21 protein-coding genes are annotated in these 26,083 nt (G+C 41.1%); 12 read left to right on the top strand and 9 right to left on the bottom strand.

The window, feature by feature from the left end:
* Window positions 1-13 precede the first annotated feature (13 nt).
* Window positions 14-604, bottom strand: a complete 591-nt coding sequence (locus WMZ97_RS15185) for a Uma2 family endonuclease (RefSeq protein ID WP_343272937.1) — start codon at window positions 602-604, stop codon at window positions 14-16.
* Window positions 605-761: 157 nt separating this feature from the next.
* On the opposite strand from WMZ97_RS15185, the gene WMZ97_RS15180 reads away from it, so the two are divergent.
* The 10 genes from WMZ97_RS15180 (at window position 762) to WMZ97_RS15135 (ending at window position 12,006) form a co-directional block, all read left to right on the top strand.
* Window positions 762-1,697: a WD40/YVTN/BNR-like repeat-containing protein gene (locus WMZ97_RS15180; RefSeq protein WP_343272936.1), complete on the top strand. Its 936-nt coding sequence runs from the start codon at window positions 762-764 to the stop codon at window positions 1,695-1,697.
* Window positions 1,681-2,544, top strand: a complete 864-nt coding sequence (locus WMZ97_RS15175) for a hypothetical protein (protein ID WP_343272935.1) — start codon at window positions 1,681-1,683, stop codon at window positions 2,542-2,544. The genes WMZ97_RS15180 and WMZ97_RS15175 overlap by 17 nt, the downstream gene beginning before the upstream one ends.
* 204 nt (window positions 2,545-2,748) lie before the next feature.
* Window positions 2,749-3,024: a DUF485 domain-containing protein gene (locus WMZ97_RS15170; protein ID WP_343272934.1), complete on the top strand. Its 276-nt coding sequence runs from the start codon at window positions 2,749-2,751 to the stop codon at window positions 3,022-3,024.
* On the top strand, window positions 3,021-4,589 hold the full coding sequence (locus tag WMZ97_RS15165) for a solute symporter family protein (RefSeq protein ID WP_343272933.1): 1,569 nt from the start codon (window positions 3,021-3,023) through the stop codon (window positions 4,587-4,589). Before WMZ97_RS15170 ends, WMZ97_RS15165 begins: the two co-directional genes overlap by 4 nt.
* Window positions 4,561-6,318 (top strand): LytS/YhcK type 5TM receptor domain-containing protein, encoded by a 1,758-nt coding sequence (locus WMZ97_RS15160; RefSeq protein WP_343272932.1) that lies wholly within the window; start codon window positions 4,561-4,563, stop codon window positions 6,316-6,318. The genes WMZ97_RS15165 and WMZ97_RS15160 overlap by 29 nt, the downstream gene beginning before the upstream one ends.
* 2 nt (window positions 6,319-6,320) lie before the next feature.
* Complete coding sequence (locus tag WMZ97_RS15155; RefSeq protein ID WP_343272957.1) at window positions 6,321-7,076, top strand: LytR/AlgR family response regulator transcription factor; 756 nt, start codon at window positions 6,321-6,323, stop codon at window positions 7,074-7,076.
* A gap of 216 nt (window positions 7,077-7,292) precedes the next feature.
* Window positions 7,293-7,640, top strand: coding sequence for a DUF485 domain-containing protein (locus WMZ97_RS15150; protein WP_343272931.1), 348 nt, complete (start codon window positions 7,293-7,295; stop codon window positions 7,638-7,640).
* Window positions 7,637-9,172 carry a solute symporter family protein gene (locus WMZ97_RS15145; protein WP_343272930.1) on the top strand — a complete coding sequence of 512 codons (1,536 nt, stop codon included), beginning with the start codon at window positions 7,637-7,639 and terminating at the stop codon, window positions 9,170-9,172. The genes WMZ97_RS15150 and WMZ97_RS15145 overlap by 4 nt, the downstream gene beginning before the upstream one ends.
* A 191-nt stretch (window positions 9,173-9,363) precedes the next feature.
* Window positions 9,364-11,088 carry an acetate--CoA ligase gene (acsA, locus tag WMZ97_RS15140; RefSeq protein ID WP_343272929.1) on the top strand — a complete coding sequence of 575 codons (1,725 nt, stop codon included), beginning with the start codon at window positions 9,364-9,366 and terminating at the stop codon, window positions 11,086-11,088.
* Between the two features lie 360 nt (window positions 11,089-11,448).
* Complete coding sequence (locus WMZ97_RS15135; protein WP_343272928.1) at window positions 11,449-12,006, top strand: cysteine hydrolase family protein; 558 nt, start codon at window positions 11,449-11,451, stop codon at window positions 12,004-12,006.
* A gap of 122 nt (window positions 12,007-12,128) precedes the next feature.
* Here WMZ97_RS15135 and WMZ97_RS15130 read toward each other — a convergent pair whose 3' ends face one another.
* Both WMZ97_RS15130 and WMZ97_RS15125 read right to left on the bottom strand, forming a co-directional pair.
* The gene (locus tag WMZ97_RS15130; RefSeq protein ID WP_343272927.1) at window positions 12,129-13,346 is read right to left on the bottom strand and encodes an MFS transporter; all 1,218 of its coding nucleotides are present in this window, start codon (window positions 13,344-13,346) and stop codon (window positions 12,129-12,131) included.
* A gap of 38 nt (window positions 13,347-13,384) precedes the next feature.
* On the bottom strand, window positions 13,385-13,801 hold the full coding sequence (locus tag WMZ97_RS15125; protein WP_343272926.1) for a hypothetical protein: 417 nt from the start codon (window positions 13,799-13,801) through the stop codon (window positions 13,385-13,387).
* A 408-nt stretch (window positions 13,802-14,209) separates the two neighbouring features.
* On the opposite strand from WMZ97_RS15125, the gene WMZ97_RS15120 reads away from it, so the two are divergent.
* Window positions 14,210-15,484: an MFS transporter gene (locus tag WMZ97_RS15120; protein WP_343272925.1), complete on the top strand. Its 1,275-nt coding sequence runs from the start codon at window positions 14,210-14,212 to the stop codon at window positions 15,482-15,484.
* A 252-nt stretch (window positions 15,485-15,736) separates the two neighbouring features.
* Window positions 15,737-16,714 (top strand): zinc-binding dehydrogenase, encoded by a 978-nt coding sequence (locus tag WMZ97_RS15115; protein WP_343272924.1) that lies wholly within the window; start codon window positions 15,737-15,739, stop codon window positions 16,712-16,714.
* 608 nt (window positions 16,715-17,322) lie between these two features.
* Here WMZ97_RS15115 and WMZ97_RS15110 read toward each other — a convergent pair.
* The 6 genes from WMZ97_RS15110 to WMZ97_RS15085 form a co-directional block, all read right to left on the bottom strand.
* Entirely contained in the window at window positions 17,323-18,855 is a 1,533-nt protein-coding gene (locus WMZ97_RS15110; protein WP_343272923.1) for an FAD-dependent oxidoreductase, read from the bottom strand.
* A 153-nt stretch (window positions 18,856-19,008) separates the two neighbouring features.
* The gene (locus WMZ97_RS15105; protein ID WP_343272922.1) at window positions 19,009-19,185 is read right to left on the bottom strand and encodes a hypothetical protein; all 177 of its coding nucleotides are present in this window, start codon (window positions 19,183-19,185) and stop codon (window positions 19,009-19,011) included.
* A 355-nt stretch (window positions 19,186-19,540) separates the two neighbouring features.
* On the bottom strand, window positions 19,541-20,242 hold the full coding sequence (narI, locus tag WMZ97_RS15100) for a respiratory nitrate reductase subunit gamma (RefSeq protein WP_343272921.1): 702 nt from the start codon (window positions 20,240-20,242) through the stop codon (window positions 19,541-19,543).
* A gap of 16 nt (window positions 20,243-20,258) precedes the next feature.
* On the bottom strand, window positions 20,259-20,861 hold the full coding sequence (gene narJ, locus WMZ97_RS15095; RefSeq protein ID WP_343272920.1) for a nitrate reductase molybdenum cofactor assembly chaperone: 603 nt from the start codon (window positions 20,859-20,861) through the stop codon (window positions 20,259-20,261).
* Window positions 20,862-20,866: 5 nt separating this feature from the next.
* Window positions 20,867-22,408, bottom strand: a complete 1,542-nt coding sequence (gene narH / locus WMZ97_RS15090; protein ID WP_343272919.1) for a nitrate reductase subunit beta — start codon at window positions 22,406-22,408, stop codon at window positions 20,867-20,869.
* Window positions 22,398-26,078: a nitrate reductase subunit alpha gene (locus tag WMZ97_RS15085; RefSeq protein ID WP_343272918.1), complete on the bottom strand. Its 3,681-nt coding sequence runs from the start codon at window positions 26,076-26,078 to the stop codon at window positions 22,398-22,400. The genes narH and WMZ97_RS15085 overlap by 11 nt, the downstream gene beginning before the upstream one ends.
* Window positions 26,079-26,083: the final 5 nt, after the last annotated feature.

Raw genomic sequence — 26,083 nt, 5'->3', positions numbered from 1 at the left:
AAGCATTCTCTAATCACTCATTTAATTCTAGGGGAAATATATCGCTGATAGAAAAATCAATGTCTGGAAAGCATGTGGAACTAAAAAGTTGATTTTCACTGAAATAGATTTCGTCGAGATTGAGCGTATTATCGCGGAGCACATATTTTTCAATATATTGATTTTGATGGTCAACGATTAGATATTCTTTTACACCGGCTTTTTCATAATAATTTCGCTTGAGCAGGCGGTCATTGCGTCCAGTGCTGGGAGATAGCACTTCAACAACTAAATCTGTTGCGCCGTAACAACGTTTATTATGCAGTTTGCTTGGATCACAAACGATGGAAATGTCAGGTAGTACAACCACATCATCTTTCCCTTTTTTCTCATCTTTAAAAGGGAAGACAACTTGCAGATTGCTGCTAAATATATGGCATTTACCTCCTTTAAGTGCGAGCCTAAATTCGCCCATTATATTTGCAACAACATTTTCATGTTGAAATGAAGCGGGGGCCATATAAATAGGAATACCCTCATACAATTCAACACGTTCTTCCTCTTTAACATAGAGTAGAAATTCATCCAATGTGTAGGTTTTGTTTTTATCCAAATCCGTCATCATTCTAGACCCTCTTCATTTGTCTGAATTTTGGAAACTATCTATTTTAAAAGCAAGCATCACATGATCAAGTTCCTATTATAGGCGTCTATTACACTATTAGCTTTTCGATTTTATGTTATATTATTTCTACAAAGTCAAAATACAAGGAGCTTTCTTGTTGAAAAAACTTATTCTAATTATAGCAAGCGTTATGATGATCAGCTTAATCATCGCTTCATTCTTTTACCAAAACCATAATAATACGCTGTCTATGCCGCGGTATGTAGAACTGGAGAAGCAAATTGCACAGCATGAACAAGCACAGGAGCCAGAACAAACTTTGTATGCCCAACATACCATTGATTACTCCTTGCAAAACGACCAGCTGAACATTACGTTTGATAAAGGTAAGAATTGGATTAACGTCCCCATTGATAAAGATAAACTGTTTGCCGGGGATTATAATGGAAGTGAACAAGAACTGATTGAGGATAGTTATGTGTTAACAAAAAACCGGGTTGCTTTTTTGTATTCAGAAGGGGAGAACTGGGAACACCAAAAAATCATCATAACGTATTCGCTTGATCAAGGTAAAACATGGCAAGATTCCGTTGTGACAGATCCTTATCCGTCTATTCGGTTTCGAAAAGTTGATTTTCTTGATGATGACTTCGGCTATGCTATTATTTCCGGTGATCGAACCATGTCACAAGAGGGTTCAAGTGTCTTTTTGACCCATGATGGAGGAAAAGATTGGGAGAAAGCTAATGGCCCTGATACGACAAGATTACTTGCAGATGGCGGATTTATTGATCAGAAAACGGGATTTTTATCCTATGGAACGATTAATCCGGAAGCACCGGATCTTTATGTTACGCAAAATGCCGGAGACTCCTGGGAGAAAGCAACATTTCATATGCCAAAGAAATACGATGTTGTTTTTGTAAGCGCGGAGGTTCCAGTAAAAGAAGGGAACCATTTAGTAGTTTTGGTTAATCAAGGGCCAAATGGCGACTATCTGGGTGGAGAAGTAAAGGGAAAGTTTATTTCAGACGATCATGGACGAACATGGGATTTTGAAAAGGAGGTAGAGCCAAATGAAACAGACGAATAAATTCACGCAGATTATCGGCTGGCTCCTGTTTTTGTTTGCCATTGGCTTTTTTTGTTTACAAATGGGCTATTTTTTCGTCCATGCTAAGTTTCAGGCAGAGTATATTGATAATCGAATCTTTTATATCGTGAATATGTTGTGTGTCATCAGTGCAGCCCTAGCTATTTTATTGCTGGTTCATATGATAAAAAAATGGAAATGGATTGGTACTGGTGTGGTTGTCATTTTTGTCGTTGTTAACATAATGTTACTAGTGAATAGTAATCAGCAAATTAGAAATATCACCAGCATTTCACCAGATTTTAAACATGTTTTTTCGATTAAAGAAGATATAAAGCATGGGGAGGCTGTTTATTACCGATCGTACTATGGAATTTTGGCCCTGCCGAAAGAGAAATTACCCTATGAAATTGGGGATGAAACTCATGTGGAGTGGTTAGCAGACGATGTTGCTGCGTTTACATACAATACTGCAGACGATACGGTTCATCAATTTGTTGGTACATATGGCGATCGCGGTGGCGATGGCTCGTACTATTATGTGGGTCCCCAAATGCATGGGGAATGGAAGGGTGATAACGTAAGAGTTGTCAGCAATACGGATGGGATCACCGTAACCGCTAATGGGAAAACCGAATCATTTGATTGGGATCATATCGTTCAGTTCGGGACACTTGCTGTAGTGCTGACGAAAGGTGACAAGGCAGCTTGGACGCTTTCGCTAAATAAAAATTTTGAAGTTCATTCTGATGCGTCTATACCTGCTTCAGCTGAGATAAGTTTGTATAAGGCAAGTTTAGAGAAGGAGGAGCCAAGAAATCTGCGCTATAGTGGTGGGCAGGAATGAAAATGGACAAGGGAGAGAGAAGATAATAGGGAACCTGTCATTGGTACAAAGGCTTAAGAACAAGGTGTATCTTATATTAAAAGTGCCAGCTTTCCTGAAAGTATAAAGTTAGCGGGAATTACACTTTACTTTGGCCAACGATTCCGCTATTATTCAAAATAAAGACAACTATCAGATAAATACATATAAAAATGGGGGATGAGGATGAACATTGAGTTGCAACATTTAATCCAGAAGAAATGGAAATTGCTTATTCCTGTAGTGATTTTTCTATTTGTCTTTTATTTTGGCTTACCGTTATCATTAACCTTCTTTCTTGATTGGGTGAATGCTCCATCGCCATTTTTTCAAATGAACTGGGGCTGGCTGTACGCTTTTTTGCAAATCCCAATGACATGGCTGTTTGCTGGATTCTATTATATCAAAATGAAACAGTATGATAGACGCATCGCACAGTTGGTGAAGGAGGATGCGGCGTGAATCTCACCTATTTCCTTTTTTTTATTTGTATTATCATTTGTACAATGATTATTACCTACTGGGCGGCTAAGCGAAGCCATACGACCAACCATTTTTATACCGCCGCAGGAAGTTTGACAGGCTGGCAAAATGGTCTGGCGATTGCAGGAGATTTCATTAGTGCCGCTTCTTTTCTGGGGATTGTTGGTGCTATTGCACTGCATGGCTATGATGGTTTCTTGTATTCTATTGGCTTTTTGGTTTCCTATTTGGTTGTGATGATTTTCATAGCTGAACCTGTTCATCATTTGGGAAGGTATTCGCTGGGCGATGTCATCTGCGCACGTTTTGCCAGCAATCGGATGCGTTGGACAATGGCCATTGGTGCATTTTTGATTTCCATATTATATATGATTCCACAATTAGTGGCTGCCGGCTTACTGGTTCGATTATTATTGAATATTGATTATTCTGTTTCCGTTGTCATTATTGGTGGATTAATGACCGTGTACGTCGTGTTTGGTGGTATGATTGCTACTTCTTGGGTGCAAATTGTAAAAACGGTCGTTCTTTTGTCGGGGACTTTTTTGTTGTCACTCATTGTTCTCTCTCGATTTGATTGGGATGTACATGCCATTATTGCAAAAGCGAAGGACTACACACCGCTCCACGAACAATTTTTTATGACTGGACAATTGTTTTCCAATCCTTTGGAACTCATCTCTTTGCAATTGGCATTGGTTTTAGGTACGGCAGGACTGCCACATATATTGATTCGTTTCTTTACCGTTCGCAACACAGTGGAGGTGCGGCGCTCGCTAATGAGTGCCACCTGGATCATCGGTATTTTTTACGTCATGACGCTTATCCTTGGGCTTGGAACGATTGCTTTCCTGGGATATGAAAAATTAGTAACAGCTGACGCAACTGGAAATTTAGCAGCACCACTATTGGCAAGGGAAGTGGGCGGTGATTTTTTACTGGCGTTTATTTCGGCGATTGCATTTACAACCATTGTCGCCGTTGTTGCTGGGTTGGTGATTTCCGCGACCACCTCATTTTCGCACGACATTTATCATCATATTTGGAAAAAGGGAACATCATCTGAAAAAGAACAACTCCGGGCGGCCAGATGGACAGCACTTGGTATTGGATTGATTTCTACCCTGTTTGCCTTGCAATTGGAAAATATCAATGTCACATTCTTAGTGTCATTAACGTTCATTGTCGCAGCATCAAGCAATCTCCCGGTTTTGCTGCTTACTATTTATTGGAAACGCTTTAATCAGACAGGTGCAATGGTCGGGATGATATCCGGCTTTATCGTTTCATTGGCAATGGTGATTTTGGGGCCCAATGTGATGGACCCTGTGGACGGCTGGATATCAAAAGACGCGGTATTTCCGATGTATAACCCTGGTATTATCGCCATCCCGATCGGTTTCGCAGGTGCCATTTTGGGGAGTATATTTTCTGGCGGGGAAGAGCCCCCTCAGCAATGGGAACAGTTTTATGTTTACTCGCAAACTGGAGTGACGGGCGAAGGAGAGATGATTGATGAAAGAAATGACCATCATTTTATTTGAACGCCTTGGCTTGCTGTTGGTCATTGCATTTGTCATGACTCGAACACCTGGTTTTAAGACATTATTGTATCGAGAGTTCAGCTGGAAAATGGCTATCGTTCACGCAAGTGTGTTCGGAGCTTTTGGTATTGCCAGTACAATTACCGGTTTTGTGCTTGATGGCACAACCGTGATCCATGATTTTGTCTTTCACGTATCGGGTGATCAACTAATCGTTAGTTCGAGTCTTGTTGCTGTGGTAATTGCCGGTTTACTCGGCGGTCCTGTTGTTGGTTTTGGCGCAGGGTTGATTGCCGGAGGTCATCTCATGTTATTAGGCGGAATCGGGGGCTTGTCTAATGGCATTGTTAATCCGTTAACAGGTTTGCTGGCAGGATGGACAGCACGCTTTTTTTCCGATGAGCGGGTTATATCACCATGGAAAGCATTATTTATCGGTGTTTTCCCACCAGTATTACAGATGCAAATGCTGTTAATTCTTCATACACAATCCGAAGAAATTGTTGGTATTGTAGACATGGTCGGTCTTCCGTTGGTACTGTCCAATAGTGTTGCCATTGCGATATTCACAGCGATGATTGCCGTTGTGCTGCGTGAACAGGAGAATGAAGCAGCTAAAGCGACTAAACAGGCTTTTTCCATTGCAGAAGAAGCCCTTCCATTTATTAAAAAGGAGGATACAACTCAGATGGCTGAAGGCTTGGCAAAGCTTCTATATGACCGTCTGGATATTGCCGCAGTAGCCATTACGGATCAACGACAAGTACTAGCCCATGTTGGCATCGGACACGATCACCATCATCACGGGGATTTGATCACTGGTGAATTAGCAAGACAAGCCATTTTGCAAAAACAAATGAAAATTGCTGAGTCACACAGACAAATTCCATGCCATCATCCCAAATGCCAGTTGGAATCGGCAATCATTATTCCAATTATAAATGCGAATGAAGTGACACAGCTGATTTACTTCTACTTTCGCAAAGCTCAGCATATCCGTCCAGTAGAGCGAATGCTCGCGGCGGGACTTGGTGAATATCTTTGCAATCAATTGAAAATGCTCGCGGCAGATCAATTAAAGGAACATATGAAGGATGCGGAATTAAGAAACCTGCAGGCTCAAATCAATCCGCATTTTCTTTTTAATACGTTGCATTTAATCGCCGCATCTTTTCGCAAAGAGCCTGAGCATGCTCGTCATATTACGGTACAACTAGCACAATTCATGCGCTTTAATTTGAAATTGGTCGCCACACCGCTTGTTACGCTGGAAAAGGAATGTGAACATGTCAAAGCATATTTAGCGATCATCCAAGCCAGGTTCATGAATCGTTTGCAAGTGAGTTTTACACATGAACCCGATTTGCTTGATGTACCAATTCCCCCTGCAACGATCCAACCTCTCGTGGAGAATTGTATTCAACATGGGCTAAGTAATATGGTCCATCGGGCAAGGATCGATGTCAGCATTATAGCGAAGGATAGGCAGATACAAATTAGTGTAAGGGATAATGGCTGTGGTTTTAAGAAAGAAATTTTACAGAAAGTCACAAAAAAGCCACTAACGCAGAATGCTAATCACGGAACAGGCCTCTATAATGTCAATCAGCGTTTGATCCGTTTATTAGGTGAGGATGCACAATTGTCCGTACGAAATCTACCGGAGAAGGGTAGTGAAGTGGTATTTATGATCCCAATGAATCAGGTTGCAAAGGAGGAAATTTCTTGAAAATGCATGTACTGATAGCAGAGGATGAACCAATGGCCCAGGAAGAACTACTATATTTATTGGAAAAACAGTCAGATGTCGTACTATGTCCGTGTGCAGAAAACGGTCAGCAGTTAATGGCACTTTATGAAAAATACGTACCAGATGTAATTTTTCTTGATGTGCATATGCCGCATTTTTCCGGGATGGAAGCAGCTAAAAGAATTATCGGGAAATCTAAGCACGATGCTCCATTATTTGTCCTGACCACAGCGTATGACGAATATGCATTGCAAGCATTTGAAATAGAAGCAGTTGACTATTTATTAAAGCCATTTGATGAAGCCCGTTTTGACAAAGCATTAAATCGTCTTCGTCAAAAGCTTTCACAACGTATGATGCAAGAAGTGCCTAAAGTCAGTCCTGTAACAACATCCAGAACAACTAAATTGCTTGTTGATGATGGCGAAAAGACCGTGGTACTGGAACCAGATTTCATCTATTATGCCGCCCCCAGCCAACGTGCATTAGAAATTCATACAAACAATAGAGTTATTATTAGTAAGATGTCCCTTCAAGAGCTGGAAAAGAAATTGCAGGGGTTCCCTTTTTTTCGCACACATCGCAGTTACTTAGTCAACATCAATTATATCCAAGCAATCACCCCATGGTTTAACGGAACGAGCAATATCACTCTGTCAGATAAAGCACAAACGCAAATTCCCGTCAGCAGGTCTGCTCGAAAGGAACTATTCCAACTGCTGGAGACGGATGGGTAAGTTTTTAAATTAAAAGATGTTGTCGGTATTCAAAGGGATATACCTGATGATCAAACATGCGACCATTCATCCCTAAATAAGTACCGTTCAATCACAACTTTCGACGATTGAGGCGGAAATAGTCCACAGGTAGGTTAAAACAATTATACTATCAGTAAGCGCTTTCAAAGGAGAGGAAATGTATATCCATTTAATTTAATAAGGGGGTTGGGAAACTTGAATGGTGAGCAGTTGAAACAGGATTTTTCTAAAAAGCCGGATTATGTGAAGGTAGAACAGAGTGAGGAGTTCCAGGGCTACATGGCAAAACGAAAAAAATTTATTTTGCCTTACACCATTTTCTTTTTGGTATTTTATTTTTTATTACCGATTTGTACTTCTTACACAACATTTCTTAATAAGCCGGCAATCGGTGATATTTCGTGGGTGTGGCTCTTTGCGTTCGCCCAATTTGCCATGACATTCATCCTATGTATTGTTTATGTAAAAAAAGCTGGTGAATTGGATAAACAAGCGGATGAAATTATTGAGAATCAATTGGAACAAGGGGGAAATGGGCGATGAGTGCAACGGTTATCATTCTGTTTTTACTAATTGTATTATTGACACTGGTCATTACTTTTTTTGCTGCCAAGCATACCAAAACTACAGGTGACTTTTATACGGCTGGCGGTGGATTGAAAGGTTGGCAAAACGGTATTGCGATTTCTGGCGACTATTTGTCAGCTGCATCCTTTCTTGGTATTGCCGGAGCTATTGCATTAAATGGTTTTGATGGATTCTTTTATAGTATTGGATTCTTAATTGCATACCTGGTCGTTATGTTCTTGGTGGCTGAACCTTTACGCAATTTAGGCAAGTATACGTTGGCCGATATGATCAATTCCCGTTTTGATGCGAAGAAAGTGCGTGGAGCAGCCGCAATGAGTACCATTACAATTTCGATTTTTTACATGATTGCTCAGCTTGTCGGAGCAGGTGCTTTGATTCAGCTTTTATTTGGTATTGATTATTGGATTGCTGTTTTAATTGTAGGTGTCATGATGACGATCTATGTGCTATTCGGTGGCATGATTGCTACAAGTTGGGTGCAAATTACCAAAGCGGTTCTTCTGATGGCGGGTATGATTGTTATTTCTTTCCTTGTCTTATGGGAATACAACTTCAACATTGGGACGATGTTTTCCGAAGTTAAAACAGCAACGGCTCACGGGGCTGCTTATTTAGAACCTGGTTTAAAATACACACAGCCACTTAGTACGATTTCCTTGATGCTTGCATTAGTGCTTGGTACGGCGGGCTTGCCACATATCTTGATGCGCTTTTTTACCGTAAAAGATGCCAAGTCAGCTAGAAGTTCTGTTGTATCAGCGACATGGATTATCGGCATCTTCTATATACTAACATTGTTCCTCGGCTTTGGAGCAGCAGCGTTTGTCGGCGATTCGAAAATTATTGCTGCTAATGCTGGAGGAAATATGGCTGCGCCGTTATTAGCAAAAGCCATTGGTGGTGAGTTTTTGTTCGCCTTTATCTCAGCAGTAGCATTCGCGACGATCCTTGCAGTTGTAGCTGGTTTGGTTCTTTCTGGAGCTTCTGCGTTTGCCCATGATTTGTATGGAGAAATTTTCAAAAAAGGGAAAGCAACGGAAAAACAGCAAATGCTTGCGGCCCGTTATGCAGCATTGGGTGTGTCGATTTTATCAATCATTCTAGCTTTATTTACACAATATCTGAATGTCGCTTTCCTTGTTTCATTGGCATTTTGCATGGCAGCTAGTGCGAATCTGCCAGTGATCCTGTATACAGTCTATTGGAAGCGCTTTAACACAACAGGGGCAGTGACAGCCATTTTATCTGGCTTAATTTCTGCTTTAGTACTCGTTTCGATGAGTCCAAGTGTGTTTTCTCCAGTCGAAGGAGCGGCATTGTTTGTCGGAAATCCAATATTCCCACTGGATAATCCGGCCTTGGTATCTGTACCATTAGGCTTTTTGGGTGGGTATGTTGGCACGTTGTTATCCAAGGAATCTAACCCTGTCCGTTACGCAGAAGTAAAAGTTAAAGCTAATACTGGTTATCGGGAACAGGCTTGATTCTTCAAAAGATGAATTGTTTCGACCCTGTAATGATTTTTCTAATTTACAGGGCCATCGTGTAGCTTTACTATGTATTTTTTGTAATTGCGTATCGTAGACATAAGAAAGAGTAGCTTACAAATTGGAAAGTATGCTTTTAACCGGTAACCTGGGTGTTCAGAGATCCTAAGAGAAAGGGGAAGAGATGGATGAACAATCTGGCTTCAGAGCTAAAAAGTGAGCCTAATTTGAAAAACTATGAAGAGGTGTACGCAAGTTTTTCTTGGGAGGATGTGGAAAAGGAATTCTCCTGGTATCAATCAAATAAAGTAAATATGGCACATGAGGCCATTGACCGGCATGCGGATTCCTGGCGTAAAAATAAAGTGGCTTTGTATTACAGTGATGGAAATCGGGATGAAAAATATACATTTCAGGATATGAAATGGGCTTCTAACCAGTTTGGAAATGTCTTGAAAAAAATCGGGATTGCCAAGGGGGATCGTGTCTTCCTATTTTTACCCCGGGCGCCAGAAACATATATTAGTTTGATGGGAATACTAAAAATCGGTGCGATTGCAGGGCCATTGTTTGAAGCATTTATGGAACAAGCAGTGCGGGATAGGTTGGATAACAGTCAAGCGTGTGCACTTGTAACGACACCTGCGCTGCTTCCGAGGGTTCCATATACCGAATTGCAACATTTGCAACACATTATTTTAGTAGGAGAAGGCGAAACACCAGAGAATATTGGTAACACGAAATTTTATCGCTATGAAGCGGAAATGAATAAAGCAAATAAGCACCTGGATTTGGAATGGTTGGATCGAGAAGATGGCATGATCCTTCATTACACATCTGGTTCAACAGGCAAGCCAAAAGGTGTTTATCATGTTCATAACGCCATGATTCAACATTATCAAACTTCGAAATGGATTTTGGATTTAAAAGAAGATGATGTTTTTTGGTGTACGGCGGATCCCGGATGGGTGACAGGGACATCTTATGGCATATTCGGACCGTGGTTGATGGGAGCCTCTAATGTGATTCGCGGTGGCCGTTTTACACCAAGCGATTGGTATCATACGATTGAAAAGTATGGTGTGACCGTCTGGCACAGTGCACCAACAGCATTCCGTAAACTGATGGCAGCTGGGGATGAGGAAATTAAAAGACATGATTTGAGCACGTTGAGACATATTTTGTCTGTTGGTGAACCATTAAACGCGGAGGTTATCCATTGGGGCAGAAAAGTCTATGGATTGGATATTCATGATCATTGGTGGATGACGGAAACTGGCGGTGCGCTTATTTCAAATTATCGTTGTATGGAGGTAAAACCAGGTTCGATGGGCAAACCTTTTCCAGGCATAAAAGCAGCCATCATGGACGGGGAAGGCAACGAACTTCCACCAGGGCAAATGGGACGATTAAGCATCAGATCCGGCTGGCCGTCGATGATGCGAGCAGTTTGGCGAAATGAAGAGAAATTCAACAGTTATTTTGATGTACCTGGCTGGTATTTTTCTGGAGATCTCGCCTCCATGGATGAAGATGGGTATTTCTGGTTCCAAGGACGTGATGACGATGTGATTATGACCTCTGGTGAGCGGGTAGGACCATTTGAAATCGAAAGCAAACTTGTTGAACATCCCGCTGTTGCTGAAGCAGCAGTCATTGGTAAACCAGATGAAGTGCGCGGTGAAATTATTAAAGCTTTTGTATCGTTACGCGATGGTTATAAAGCAAGTAACGATTTAGAAAATGAACTAAGACAGTTTATCAAAAAAGAGCTCGCGGCTCATGTTGCTCCAAGAGAATTGGAGATTCGAGACTTTTTACCAAAAACCAGAAGCGGTAAAATCATGCGCCGGGTACTGAAGGCATGGGATCTTAACCTGCCAACAGGGGACTTATCAACGATGGAGAAATAGTTTATGGGCAGGAAAATGAAGAAATACATTCGACCATTTTAAAAGTTTATTTTAATTACCATTTTTTCACTTTAAAAGCGAGCTCATAAGCTAATTGTGTTAAAATTGAAATACCTACTCTGTTCAACTACAATCAGTGGGGGAGGAAAGGCAGGCTAGGAACGCCACGTCCATGGCGAAGCCTGCCGTCGAAAACTCCCGCTGATTGTAGTTTCACTTTATAGAGAATGTAGGATCAGGAGTTAATCAGTATGACAAATAAAAACAAACGAAATATGCATGTAAAAAATGATAAGGGGATAACGTCTAACTAATCAATCAACTTAATAGCGTTTCCCATATTTGAAAGGGGAAAATAATTTGAATCAAACATTGTTAATTATTGACGCACAACAAGAATTAGTGGATGGCAATCAAGAAACAGGCCCGGTTTTCCATAAGGAGCAACTTATTAGGAATATTAATAAAGTAATAGACAAAGCAAGAGCAGAAAGTGTTCCAGTTGTGTTTGTAAGGGATTTGGATGTTGCTGAGGGAAAAAGTCATGGATTTCAAATTCATAACGAAATCAACGTAACTTCTGAAGTAAAGATTTTCGATAAATCTGCAACGAATGCTTTTTACGGTACAGGTCTTCTAGAATACTTAAAATCACAGCACATGGAACATATCGTGATTATGGGTTGTGAAACCCAACATTGTATAGATAGTGCGGTTAGAACAGCAACTATTAGCGGTTTTGATGTAACATTAGTTGGAGATGGGCATTCGACATTGGGTAATGATGTTTTATGTAAAGAACAAATTATCAAACATCATAATACTACACTTCATGGTCATTATAATGTGGATCACTTTTCAATTGTCAGGAATTCAGAGGAAGATGTGTTTCAACCAACGCATGATTCATACAGGTAACTCAATAAGGTGCTATTCTTCAATAGAATAGCACCTTAACGTTTTGAGAACTATTGAATCTATTATCCAATGAAGCAATTAAGTAAAATGGCCAAATCCAGAAAGTTAGTGTGTAAATTCATTTAACCGGAAAGTGTATTTGACATATGTAATTTGCCTTTTTCATAGCCCTTAAACTTAGACATCGTTATAATTCCTATTATGGGCCCAACACTAAGTAATGTGAAAACCCACTCCCAACCAATAAAATCTCTAACTAATGGAATAAGGTTTATTGATCCAATTGTTATTAAATATCCAATACACATTTGAAAAGTCAAAGCGGTTCCAGCGTACTCCACTTCGGAAAACTCAGATACAGCTGCTGAAAACTGGGCTGAGTCAGCAACTACAAACATGCCCCATACTAGAGCAAGAAAAATCGTTAACCAAGGATAATGCCCAAATGCAAATCCAATACTGATTGCACATAATCCACTCACCGTCATAGCAATAATCGTTAAATTAGAACGTCCAATCTTATCTGAAATCAAACCTCCTATAACACATCCAACCCCACCAGCAACACCAATAGAACCAAAAGTAACTAGTGCGCTTACCCACGGATCAAACGACGGAGAATAACTTGAAAAACTTGAAATCAAAAATGCTGGTAACCAGGTCCACATACCATACAGTTCCCACATATGACCAAAATAACCATAGTTGGCTAGCATGACTGGTTTATTATGTAAGATTTTTTTCACCATTCCCAAAGAAAATGATTTATTGTTTGCACTTCCAGGAGCATCACTTAAAGCATAATTCATTAAAATGGCAGCTATGATGGCAAGTAATGAACATAGCAGGAGAACAAGGCGCTCATCAAGAAAGGATATAAATAATGAAATAAAATGTGGAAGGGAGGAACCAAGGGAGAGTGCAGCAATAAGTATACCTGTAGCAACACCACGCCGTTTTGGGAACCACTGAGAAATTAGTTTTACGGCTGGAGGATATACACCAGCCAAGGTTATTCCGATGAATATACGGAATAAAATACCTAAAACTCCCTGATCAATAAAAATTAGCATCCCATTTAACAAAGCCCCGGTAAATGCCGACATTGCAAAAAACTTTCTAGTGTTATAACGATCGGCTAATCCGAAAAAAGAACTCACAAAGGCACCAATAACAAAACCTATAGGAATTGCAATGGACAACCAGGATTCCATTAATGAAGTTAAATGCCACCTCGTTTTAAGCTCGGCTTCTATAACGGACGTACTAAACCAAAGGCTTAGAGAAAAAAATACGGAAATGCCAATCAAGGTTAATGCAGTCCATCTGTTCACTTTCATGTATTTACCTCCATTCTCTGTGCTGTCCAGACAAAATGTTATTCCGGCCTCAATATGTTAAGTAACAATGATACATCGTTCGCGGATCCAACAGATACAATCTTTTTTTGATTCGGGTCAGCAAACTTCTTCACCGTCTCTACCAGATCCATTCTTGTTATAATCACGTCCGCATTGTTTGTAGCTTTCATAAAGGTGTTTTTCGTCGTATTCACATCGATCTTGTGAATTTCCGCGGACGTCAATCGTTTAATTTCATCCAAATAAAAAACACACGAACTTGTTTTGCATTCAACAAAAAGATAGCTCCGTTTTCGTTGCAGGGGCCTGCCAAATAATTGCATGTAGGCATATCCGGACAATAACACGTTTTCAATATTGTAACCGGATTTATCAGTATCCTTGATAACTTGTTCTACAAAGGAATGGTACGGATTCTGCGTTTTAAACTTCATTATTTCTTTTTCGCATGCAACTTGAGTTCCCTTCCCTTCCCACTAATGCGTAGTATAAAAAGAGGAGAGAGTTGTTCTTTCCTCTCTTCTTTTTTAATCGCCTTCTCTAGGAAATCTATAGAACCAGATGTGAATAGTTAGTAGTTACCTAGAGAGGCTATTTTTATCCCGCCTTAACGGGCAGTAAGACCTCACTTCAAGATTTTGAAGTGGAACTAGAAAAGATAAGTGGGGGAGAAAGGGAAACCCCCACTGAATGAAGTTTCACTTTATGTATAAAAACAATTTTTGGCTGGTAATCGGCCAGCCTGTTAAACACAGCAGATATTTGGCAAAAACGATACAGATTAAAATTTTTCAGGGATATAGAGGTAGCTCCGAAACTTGTGTAAGATATGGAAAGGAGATATGAAATTGAGGCACCGGGAAAAAGTTTATTTTGGTTGGTATTTGGTCGTAATAGCAGCAATCATCACCTTGCTTACCAACGGATTACGACTGGGAATCGGTCCTTTTGAAAAACCTATTCTTTCAGATCTATCGATGACCCGTACGGAATTCTCAATGATTGTGGCCCTTGGGATGCTTGTTTACGGGGCAGGGATGCCAATCGCGGGATGGTTGTTAAAACGTTTCACCACACGAACTATTCTGTTAGTCGGTTTGGTTCTTACATGTATTGCTGTTTTATGGACCGTAGCTTCTAGCAATACAATATCATTTTTATTTTCATTCGGTATTTTACTGTCGCTGGGACTGTCCTTCATGAGCCCTGTAGTTATGACGCCGATCATCAGTAAATGGTTTATCCGTAAAAGAGGGCAAGCGCTTTTCTATATGACAACTGGAGCAATGGCAGGAATCGCGGTTGTCACGCCGCTTGAAACAGCTCTCATTCATTCTATTGGCTGGCAATATACCCTGTTGTTTTTTGGCATTCTTTTTCTCATTCTCGTCATTCCGTCTGCAGTATTTGTCATGCGTGAAGCACCAGTAGAGACAGATTCAGGAGAGCATAACCAGGCCACTAATCAATTGAAAAAAGAATCCCAGATGCAACCAAAAATCGCTTGGACAGACGCTCTGAAAACGAAACCCTACTGGCAGATTGTAGTCGGACTGTTTGCCTGCGGATTCAGCATGAACCTTCTTGGCTCACATGCCGTCCCAATGTTGACAGATCATCATTTTTCACCTGCAGCTGCTTCATTTGGAGTCGGGCTGATCGGCTTTACGGCGATTTTCAGTACGCTGGCGTTGGGGACGATTGCGGACCGCTACCCGCGAAAAATAATCTTGGGCATAATCTATGTAGTACGTGGGTTCGGTTTTCTTGGATTGGTTTTTGCCGTCACACCATGGCAACTTTATATCGTGGCGATCATTGGAGGGCTGGTATGGGCAGGTTCAACTGCAACGGCTTCCGCGATCCTTGGTGATTTGTATGGCGTGCAACTGGTCGGAATCCTGTACGGATGGGCATACTTCGGTCATCAAATCGGAGGTGCTGTTGGCAGCTTTTTGGGCGGCTGGGGTTATGAGGCGTTCGGAACTCATGTTGTTGCATTCGGTGCAACTACTATTTTGCTAATCGTTGCGGGTCTTGTTTCCTTTCAATTGCCTTCAAAATTGTCTATGCCAACCCTTCCGATGAAGCATAAGGAGATGCAAGCAAAAGGATAACTAATTCTTTTTATCCCACTCTTAAATGAAGCTTCACTTTATAGGAAATTATAGTTTTTAATTCTGCCACGCTGAGTTTGCTGTATGACAGAAGGTATTTACTAATGGGGAAAGAAGCTCTATAGTTAAAAACATTAGCTTACCATAATTACATATATAATTCCGGTTTTATACAAAGAGGGTTATTTTTATAATAAAAATAACCCTCTAAGTGCCAGCAGAAATCGAAAAAATTTCTAGGAGGTATTTGAAATGAAAAGGATGAAAGCGATACAAATTCCATCTAAAGGAAAAAAGATGAAGCTAGTAGAGGTTCCTGTCCCTCAGCCCGGAGAAGGACAAGTACTGCTTCGTGTAGAAGCATGCGGGGTATGTCACGGAGACTCGACGACCATTACAGGGGGTGCACCGGAGTATCCCCGTATTCCTGGTCATGAAGTAATCGGTATAGTTGAGGAACTTGGAACTAGTTTGACGAAATGGAAATGGAAAATTGGTGAACGTGTCGGTACAGGATATAATGGAGGGAACAACCATGTAACAGGTTTGACGATGGACGGCGGTTACGCTGAATACATGGTGGCTCATGAGGATAGTTTGTCCAGCGTTCCAAATGAATTATCTGCATTAGAAGCAGCACCACTTATGTGTGCTGGTGAAACAACGTTTAGTGCATTAAAAAACAGCAGAGCACGAGCCGGTGATCTTGTAGCCGTCCAAGGTATTGGCGGACTTGGGCACCTAGCTATCCAGTACGCAAAGAAAGCGGGATTTCGTACTGTTGCCATTTCGCGCGGTCGTGCCAAAGAAGAACTGGTACGTAAACTTGGAGCACATCACTATATTGATTCAGAAAAGGACGATCCGGCAAAATTCTTACAAGCTTTAGGCGGGGCCAAAGTAATTCTTGCTACTGCGCCAAACGCCAAAGCTATTTCTTCTATGGTCAATGGACTTGGTTCAGACAGTGAATTAATTATAGTAGCTAGTTCTGATGAGCCATTAGAATTGTCGGCAATGGATTTTTTAAAAGGACCAAATACGGTTAGAGGTTCGTTTACTGGAAAAGCAAAAGCAAAAGACATTCAAGAAGCTGTTAACTTTAGTGTTCTCACTGATGTACGACCAATGATTGAAACTTTTCCTCTAGAACGTGCTGAAGAAGCATACGACAAAATGATGGCAGCATCGACTCGCTTTCGTGCTGTTCTCAACATTTCAGTGGAATAATTCTGGTTAAAGCACATTATTTCAGATTTTCGTCCGGTATTATGAAAAAAAGGTCTGAAATAATGTGCTCATGGTAAGATTAAGTTGGGCTCCAACCATAAAATCTTATTTAGTATTATTCTTTTTCTTTCTGCTTGTTAAGAGACAGATGATCAAAATGATACAAACAACAGTTCTGAACATATAAAGCAGACTTCTGAAAGCACTTCGATAGAAGGAACGCTGTGGGACGAAGATGGAGACATTGGAGTTGTGCTCTCACATGGAGCTGCGTATTTTTACAAAAAGAAGATTAATGGTCATTTCCACATTTTTGATACAAATAGAAAGGATCCTCGGTGATCATCTTAGAGTTTCTTGTCTATGTACAGAAGATGGGTGATTAAGAATTGTTCCGTTTAATTTTTCTAGTTTACATAATACTTATTATAGGAACTTAAAATTGAAAATGAGCTTTTGTCTCAATTCCAAAGTATACTTATGATAGTGAGACGAATAAAAAATTTAGCTAAGTTACTTGTTTAAACATAACATACCTTCATTTTTTATTTCTATTTTTTGCCCATTGCATATTTAAACGAAAAAAAGCAACCGTGTGGCAGCTGCTTTTATGCGTCTAATTCAATTTTATTTAAAGGTTCTTTGGCCGGTCCCTCGATTACCTCACCAGTAAACGAATACCTGGATCCATGACAAGGACAATCCCAAGTTCGATCTCCAGCATTCCAATTTACTTCGCAGCCTAAATGTGTGCACGTTGTGTCAACCGCATATAAACGGTTATCAGCATCTTTATATACGCCAGTCCGTTTACCATGAATGCGTGTGGTCGTAGCCTGATCAGGTTCTAGATCTTTTATATTGTCATTTGTATATTCGAGTTTCCCTTTTATTAAATGTTTGGCAACGTCGGCGTTTGCTTTTGCAAATTCTTTAACGGCTGGATCAGCTTGGAATCGTGATGGCGAAAACAGTTCTTCGTAAGGACTTTCCTCCTTGCTGATAAGATCACTGATTACTTTTGCGGCGATTGTTCCACCGGTCATCCCCCATTTCCGAAATCCGGTTGCAACAAACACATTTTGCTGGTTCTCGGTAACTTTTCCGATGTATGGGACTTTATCCAAAGTAGTCAGATCCTGTGTGGACCAGCGATAAAGGTATTCGGAAATACCAAAATTTGTTTCAGCAAAATCCTGTAAGGCCTCATAATGTTTGCTGGTTGACTTTCCCTGACCAGTTTTGTGTTTTTCACCTACGATCAACCACATTTCTTCTCCGTTAATGGTGGTAGTTCGTATCGACCGTGTTGGGGTTTCAGCGTTGATATACATGCCCCCTGGAAATTCCTTTGTTGTTTTCATTGCTATTGCATAGGCACGTTCCGGATACATCCTTGCAGGATATAACCCTTGTCCATCATAAAATGGGTAGTGAGACGCCTCGATAACATAACGACATTTTACCCGATGACCGTTACGCGTTACAATTGCTGGATGTTTCGTATATTCCACATCAGTTGCAGTTGTTTGTTCAAAAATGCGGACGCCATTATTAACGGCTTCCTCCACGAGTGCCTTTAAATATTTCAATGGATGGAATTGAGCCTGATCCTTCATGACCAATACTGATTTGATTGGCAAATTCAATGGCATATGGTCCGTCAGTTCGCCAGGAATTCCTAGTTGATCATAAGCCTTTTTTTCCGTTTCCAGTTTTTCAACATAAGATGAAGCGTTTGTAAACAAATAGGCATCCTCTTCTTGATATTCGCAGGAGATGTCATGTTCCTTTATTAGATCTTCTATCAATTGTTTGGCTTCCATTGCCGCCTGGTAATACAATTTGGTTTTATCAATCCCAAAATGCTGAATGAGTTCATCATAGATTAACCCATGCTGTGCTGTAATCTTTGCTGTTGTATGACCGGTGGTTCCGTTTGCCAGCCTGTTGGCATCAAGCAAGACAACATTCATCTTTTGCTGCGATAATAAATAGGCCGCGGTAATTCCAACGATCCCTCCCCCAACAATTCCAATATCTGCTTGAATGGATTGGTCTAATTCCGGAAATTCAGGAAACGCGACCGAGTCCACCCAATAGGCTTCCGGAAACTGTGGTATTTCACGATTACTGGACATTTAATTTTCGCTCCTTATACTGTTATTGCCTTAAAAGTAATTGTTGCTGTTTATTTTTCACTTTTCCCCTCAAAATATCCGAGGATGTTAAATTTATAACAGTAAAATGCAGCAAACCATAAAAGATAGGTGGATAACTTCTTTCCTGAAAGACTAATCTATTGAGCGGATCGCAGGCAGTTTCCAATAAAGACTAGCTGTACATAATATAAGGAAAATTGCTCCCGTTAGCATAATCCAGTCGATACTTACTCCAACGGAAAGAGCAAGAGATGTCAGACCATAAGAAATAGGTGTCAATCCAATCGATGCCATCGTTTGTAAGCTCATAACCCTTCCTATTTTATCCTTTTTTGCAAAATGTTGTATAGCGGACAAGCGGACACGGCAGAGATGTTTGATATCATCATGAACACTCCTAATAATAAACCAGCGATAAGGCTTTGCCATAAAGAAACAGTTTGACTGAGAAGAAGCAAAAACAAAGCCATTAATCCTTGTGATGCGAGACTTATAGGTCCTCTTTTCACTCTAAGATTAATTATCGCAACGAGAAATGATCCAGTCCCAACAGCTAGTAATCCTTCTAAGTAACTAAAAAAAGAAATGATTCCCATAAAAAATTAGGGAATCATTTCTTCTCGGAACTTTTTCAGTGACCTCGGATATCTGGTTCTTTTTTTAATTAATCAATTGTACGGCTATTCCGGTAGCGAGCACGAGACCGGTATTGCTGTGGTGCACGGTTCGCATATTTAATCGGTAAGCTGTAAAAATGAATTAATCTTGTAAATGGTATTGAACCGAAAAGCCCAAAAGCCAACAAGGTGTGAACTTTAAATAAAACTGGGATGCCAGTCATAAGTTGGTAGTTAGGGTTTAGGGTAAATAAACTACGGAACCATGGCCCAATTGCTGACCGGTAATCAAATTCTTCTGGTGTTATATTCATGAACAGCGTCATGTATACTCCTATACCTGAAATGATGGTTAAAGCAATAACAGAATAGAAATCAGCAAATGTCGCGTGCATTCGAACAGGATCGATAACGATCTTTCTAATAAGTAAAATTATCAGCCCGATGACGACCATAATCCCTGCAATCGAACCACCATAAACAGCACCCATGTGGTATAAATGACTGGAGACACCAATCCAATTATAAAATCTAAGTGGGACAACAATCCCCATTATATGACCGATAAACGCAAAGAGAATACCGTAGTGAAAAAGCGGAGATCCCCACTTTAACCATTTCTTCTCGAAAAATTCTGTTGACGGTGCTGCCCAGGTTAATTGTCGGAAAGCAAATCGATACAAAATCCCAAAAATCATGATGATTAAACAGATATATGGATATACTACCCACCAAAAAATATCACTCATTCTACTCCCTCCTTTCTTAGTGGTACATAATTGGATACGGCAGTTCTTCCAAATCAGCTTCTTCCCGTTCAAATTCCAATTTCTCAATTTCCTCTTTCGTTGGCTGAGGGAAAATGAATGTCATTAGAGTCCTAAGAACATTGTAGTACGGATTATCTTCCGGCATATTGTTCATAATACGCTGAATGGCCGCAGCAAGTCTCCTAATTAGCCGTTCGTTATCAGGACTGTCAGGTGCCTGTGCAAGAAACTCGAACAACATCGGCATGTAATCAGCTAATTCATCATCAACTCGTTCAAAACCGGCTTTGTTAATAATCTTTTGCAGCTTGATTAACGCAGCCCCTCGCTTGTTGCTATCCCCTAATTCATGTGCGGTTAAGTACAAACCTTGCCTTGCCCGTAAGTCAAATGTCGCCACATATAATTGTTGCAAGTTTGGTACAGAATAATTGACTATTGGTTTTAACGCTTTTTCCACTTCCGTACGCATGGTTGGTGTTGTTATATTTTCTTCGATGCATTCCATCATCTCTTCTGCTTCTTTAGCAAAGTCATCATTAGGGTATGTTAATAACCTTGATGCAATGACTAAGAGTGCTTGATCCTGCTGCTCCATACTCTTTAGTCCCCTTTTCCAAATGAAATGGTAGCTTTTCCGAATGATTGTGTGTCATTCCCAGGTGCTATTGTAGCAGGTATTCCTTCTGGCGGTGCAAGATCCTCCAGGCTGCAGGCACCTTGCTCATAATATAGATCATCATCCATTTCTCTACGGCCTGTTGGAATAACAAATCGTTCATTATATTTCGCTACACCTAATAAACGGGCCATATCTTCAATTTCCTCAGGAGTGGTATTAGCTTCTCGTAATAAATCGCTTTGCCTGAACGCATCAATTCCACCAACGGTTTTTCCGCGCATGTAAACTCGCATGGCTGTCAGTTTAAGAAGAACATGCCGGATAACTTTTGTGTCCCCTGCCGCTAAAATCGAAGCGAGATATTCCATTGGGATCCGCATTTGATCAACAGCTGGAATATATCCGTCCGTGCTCAATTCATCTTCATTGGTAATGTGGTTCATGATTGGGCTTAATGGTGGTACATACCAAACCATTGGCAATGTCCGGTATTCCGGATGTAATGGTAAAGCAATTTTCCATTTTATAGCCATTTTATAGACCGGTGACTTTTGTGCCCCTTCAATCCACTCATCGTTAATTCCAGCTTTTCTGGCTTCCTCGATAACTTCCGGATCAAATGGATCTAGGAATACTGAAAGTTGTGCTTCGTAAAGATCTTTTGGATCCTCCACGGAAGCTGCAGCTTTTACCTTATCTGCATCATATAACACAACACCGATATAACGAATTCTTCCTACACATGTTTCTGAACAAATGGTAGGCAGTCCTGCTTCCGTACGTGGGTAGCAGAAATTACACTTTTCCGCCTTATGGGTGTTCCAATTGTAATACACCTTGTGATATGGACAGCCGCTCATGCAGAAACGCCAGCCTCGGCATTCCTCCTGGTCGACCAATACGATTCCATCTTCATCCCGTTTATATAAAGCCCCTGATGGACATGAAGCGACACAGGATGGGTTAAGACAATGTTCACAAATACGCGGCAAATACATCATGAACGTATTTTCATATTCCATCGAGATATGTTCTTGTAATTTTTGCACTGTTGGGTCCTGGGAGACAACATCTGATCCCCCTGCTAAGTCGTCATCCCAGTTTGGCCCCCATTCAGGTTTATCAATAAATTCACCAGTAATCATTGACTGAGGTCGTCCAACCGGTAAATTTTCACGTTTAGGACTTTTAATCAAATTTTGATAGTCATACGTCCACGGTTCATAATAATCATCCATGCTCGCCATGTCCGGGTTATAAAAAATATTTAATAGCTTGGAGATTGGTCCGCCCGCTTTTAATTGCAATTTACCATTTTTTAATACCCAGCCACCTTTATAATGATCGGAATCTTCCCAACGTTTTGGGTAACCGAGACCTGGACGGGTTTCTACATTATTAAACCACATATATTCCGTACCTGGACGATTTGTCCAGGTGTTTTTACAGGTTACGGAACATGTATGACAACCAATACATTTATCAAGGTGCATGACCATCGCAACTTGCGCCTTAATTCTCAAGCCAATCAACCTCCTTCAGTTTTCTGATAACCGCAATTGTATCCCGCTGGTGCCCGGTTGGTCCATAATAATTAAAGCCATAGCTTAATTGCGAATATCCGCCAATCATATGGGTTGGCTTTAATGTTACCCGAGTCACACTATTATGGGTACCGCCACGTTTCTTGTTAATCGATGTTGCGGGTACGCCAAGTGTGCGATCCTGTGCATGATACATATAAATCATGCCTCGTGGAATACGATAGGTTAAGATTACTCGTGCTGCGATCGCCCCATTTCGGTTATATACCTCCACAAAGTCGTTATCAACCAGCCCAATTGATTTCCCGTCTTCTTCGTTCATCCAGAGCACTTGCCAGCCCCTAAATAAGGTGGACATGTTGGTCGTGTCGGTAAACATGGTGTGGATGCCCCATTTTTGGTGTGGCGTCAAATATCTAACCGTTAAGGATTGCCCATCTTCCGCTACTCCTTTTTCATTTTTCAGGAACGGACCATAGCTTAATGGTGGTAAATACAATGGCAGTCCTTCACCGAAATCTAGCATCATCTGATGATCGAGATAAAAGGATTGCCGTCCTGTAAGTGTTCGCCAAGGGATGTTATATTCTGTATTTACCGTAAATGGCGAATAACGCCTGTTATCTTTTTCCATTCCACTCCATACCGGTGTTGAAATGGCTGTTCGGGGTTGTACAGTAATTGCATCCAGTGTGTAATCCTCTTCTTCCCGTCCTTTAGAGATCTCCTCCAGTTTTTGTCCGGTTTTAGCCTCCAGCGACTTCCATCCAGCAACAGCACGCTTGCCATTACTTGCCCCTGACATTAAAAGGATTGCATTAATTGCCTGTTTATCTGTATATAGGTCCGGGTGATCTTTTCCGATACCTTCCCGTTTCGATTTGCCAAGACGGGAACCTAATTCGTCATACACTTCTTCTCCAGGAATTGTTACCCCTTTTCCACCGTAGCCCTGTTTGATAAGCGGTCCGATGGTGGTCCATTTTTGATACAGGTTTGGGTAATCCCGCTCAACAATTTTCATTCCAGGCATTGTTTTACCAGGAATTGCTTCAATGTCTCCGTTTCGCCAATCTTTAATCTCACCAAATGCCTGGGCAATTTCACCCTCTGAGTCGTGTGCCAAAGGTGTAGTTACCAGTTCTTCAGTCGCTGGCAAATGTTTTTCAGCAAGTTCGGAAAATACTTTACTAATTTCTCGGAATGTGTTCCAGTCACTCTTCGCTTCCCAAGGCGGATTAATTGCCGCATTAAATGGGTGAATGAACGGGTGCATATCGGTACTGCTGATATCAAACTTTTCATACCATGTCGCCGCTGGCAGGACAATATCAGAAAAGAGACCGGAGCTCGTCATTCGGAAATCAACACTGATTAACAAGTCCGCTTTGCCAGTCGGTGCTTCCTGACCGTTAATTTTAACATCGGTCGGCTGCCAGGAATTTTCCGGTTCGGCCATCACTTGATTATCGCCACCAACTAAATGTTTAACGAAAAATTCATGCCCTTTCCCGCTATCACCAAGTAAGTTCGATCGCCAATTAAAGAAAACACGAGGGAAGTTTCTTGGATCATCCGGATTTTCAATTGCCCATTCTAAATTATTTGCTTTAATTTGCTCCACCACATCGTCGATTACTTCTTGCTCGCTTGTTGCTCCCCGTTTGCGGCTTTCGTTGACAATATCGATCGAGTTCTGCGTAAACTGCGGATAGGATGGCAACCAGCCAAGTCTAGCTGATAGTGCATTCATATCTGCTGGGTGCATTTGATTATATTTACTCTTCCATGGATACCCATCTTGATTCGTTTTCGTTTCGTAACGATATTGATCCGTATGGAAGTAGAAGTATGATGTTCCATTTTGTAAACGAGGCGGTTTTTGCCAATCATTTGCAAAAGCAACTTGCTGCCAGCCCTCTTGCGGACGGACTTTTTCCTGGCCGACATAATGCGCCCAGCCTCCGCCATTAACGCCTTGTGATCCAGTCAATAGGACAAGATTGAGAATAGCGCGGTAGATTTGATCACTGTGATACCAATGGTTCGTACCTCCACCCATGGCAATCATCGACTTCCCTTTCGTCCGGGCAGCGTTATCGGCGAACTCTTTGGCTACTTTAATTACATGATTTTTATTTACACCTGTGATACTCTCTTGCCATGCAGGTGTATAGGGCTTCGGATCGTTATAATCAACTGGATAATCACCAGGTAAATCACGGTTCACGCCAGTATGGGCCATCATTAAGTCATAAACAGTTGTTACTTTGATCCTATTTCCATCTTTATCTTGGATGTGTTTTACAGGGACCCCGCGTTCAATGACATTACCGGTTTCGTCCGCAAAATAAGGAAACTTTACTAAAACCGTTTCATCAGACTCATCAATAAAACTTAAGGCTGGATCAATTATTGACCCATCTCCCTTCTCTAATTCCAGATTCCATTTACTATCTTTATCCCAACGATACCCTTGACTGCCATTTGGAATTTCAAATTGCTTGGTCGTTTCGTCCCAAACAACTGTTTTCCATTCGGCTAATTCAGGTGTTTCCTCTGAATCAATATCGGATGCCCGCAAAAATCTTCCGCTTCGGGAGTCTTTATCAATCGTTACCAAAAAAGGCAAGTCTGTATATTTCTTCACATAAGATTGGAAGTATGGTGTCTGATTATCTACGTAAAACTCTTTCAAAATAACATGGGTCATCGCCATGGCAAGTGCAGCGTCAGTTCCCGCCCGTGCCGGTAACCAGATGTCAGCAAATTTTTCGTACTCGGCGTAGTCCGGGCTAACCCCAACAACTTTGGTTCCGTTGTAGCGTGCCTCAACCATAAAATGCGCATCCGGAGTTCTTGTTTGTGGTAAGTTCGTACCCCAAATAATAAAGTACTTAGAATTGTACCAGTCAGCACTTTCTGGAACGTCAGTTTGTTCTCCCCATACTTGTGGCGATGCAGGTGGTAAATCGGCATACCAATCATAGAAACTTAATATGGTTCCTCCAAGTAGGGATAGGAAACGTGAACCAGCAGCATAACTAACCATCGACATCGCTGGAATTGGACTAAATCCGGCAATCCGGTCTGGTCCATATTTTTTAATCGTATGGATCGAGGAACTAGCAATGATTTCACACATTTCCCTCCATGATGCCCGAACGAATCCACCTTTACCACGTGCCTTTACATATTTATCTCGTTTATCTGAATCTGTAACAATGTTTTCCCACGCTTGGACAGGGTCGCTTCCATTTTCACGTTCCTGCTTCCATAATTCGTATAAGTCACTGCGAACATATGGGTATTTCACACGAATCGGGCTGTATGTATACCAGGAGAAGCTTGCTCCTCTTGGACAGCCGCGTGGTTCGTATTCCGGAAAATCGTCACCTGTGCTTGGGTAGTCCGTTTGTTGTGTTTCTGAAGTGATAATTCCGTCTTTAACATAAATTTTCCAGCTGCAGGAACCAGTACAGTTTACCCCGTGTGTGGAACGGACAACTTTATCGTGCTGCCAGCGTCTGCGGTAAATATCTTCCCAGGCGCGTGGCCGTTGACTTTCTTCTGTCCAGCGCTGATTAATTTGTTCTCCGCGTTTAATATGTTTTAATGAATCAAGCAGCTTATTTTTTGTTTTCCTCAACCGAA

The sequence above is a fragment of the Lentibacillus songyuanensis genome (genome assembly GCF_039548255.1).
GTDB lineage: Bacteria > Bacillota > Bacilli > Bacillales > Amphibacillaceae > Lentibacillus_C > Lentibacillus_C songyuanensis.
The sequence above is the reverse complement of the archived record's forward strand: the minus strand, read 5'-3'. Positions and strand labels throughout refer to the sequence as shown.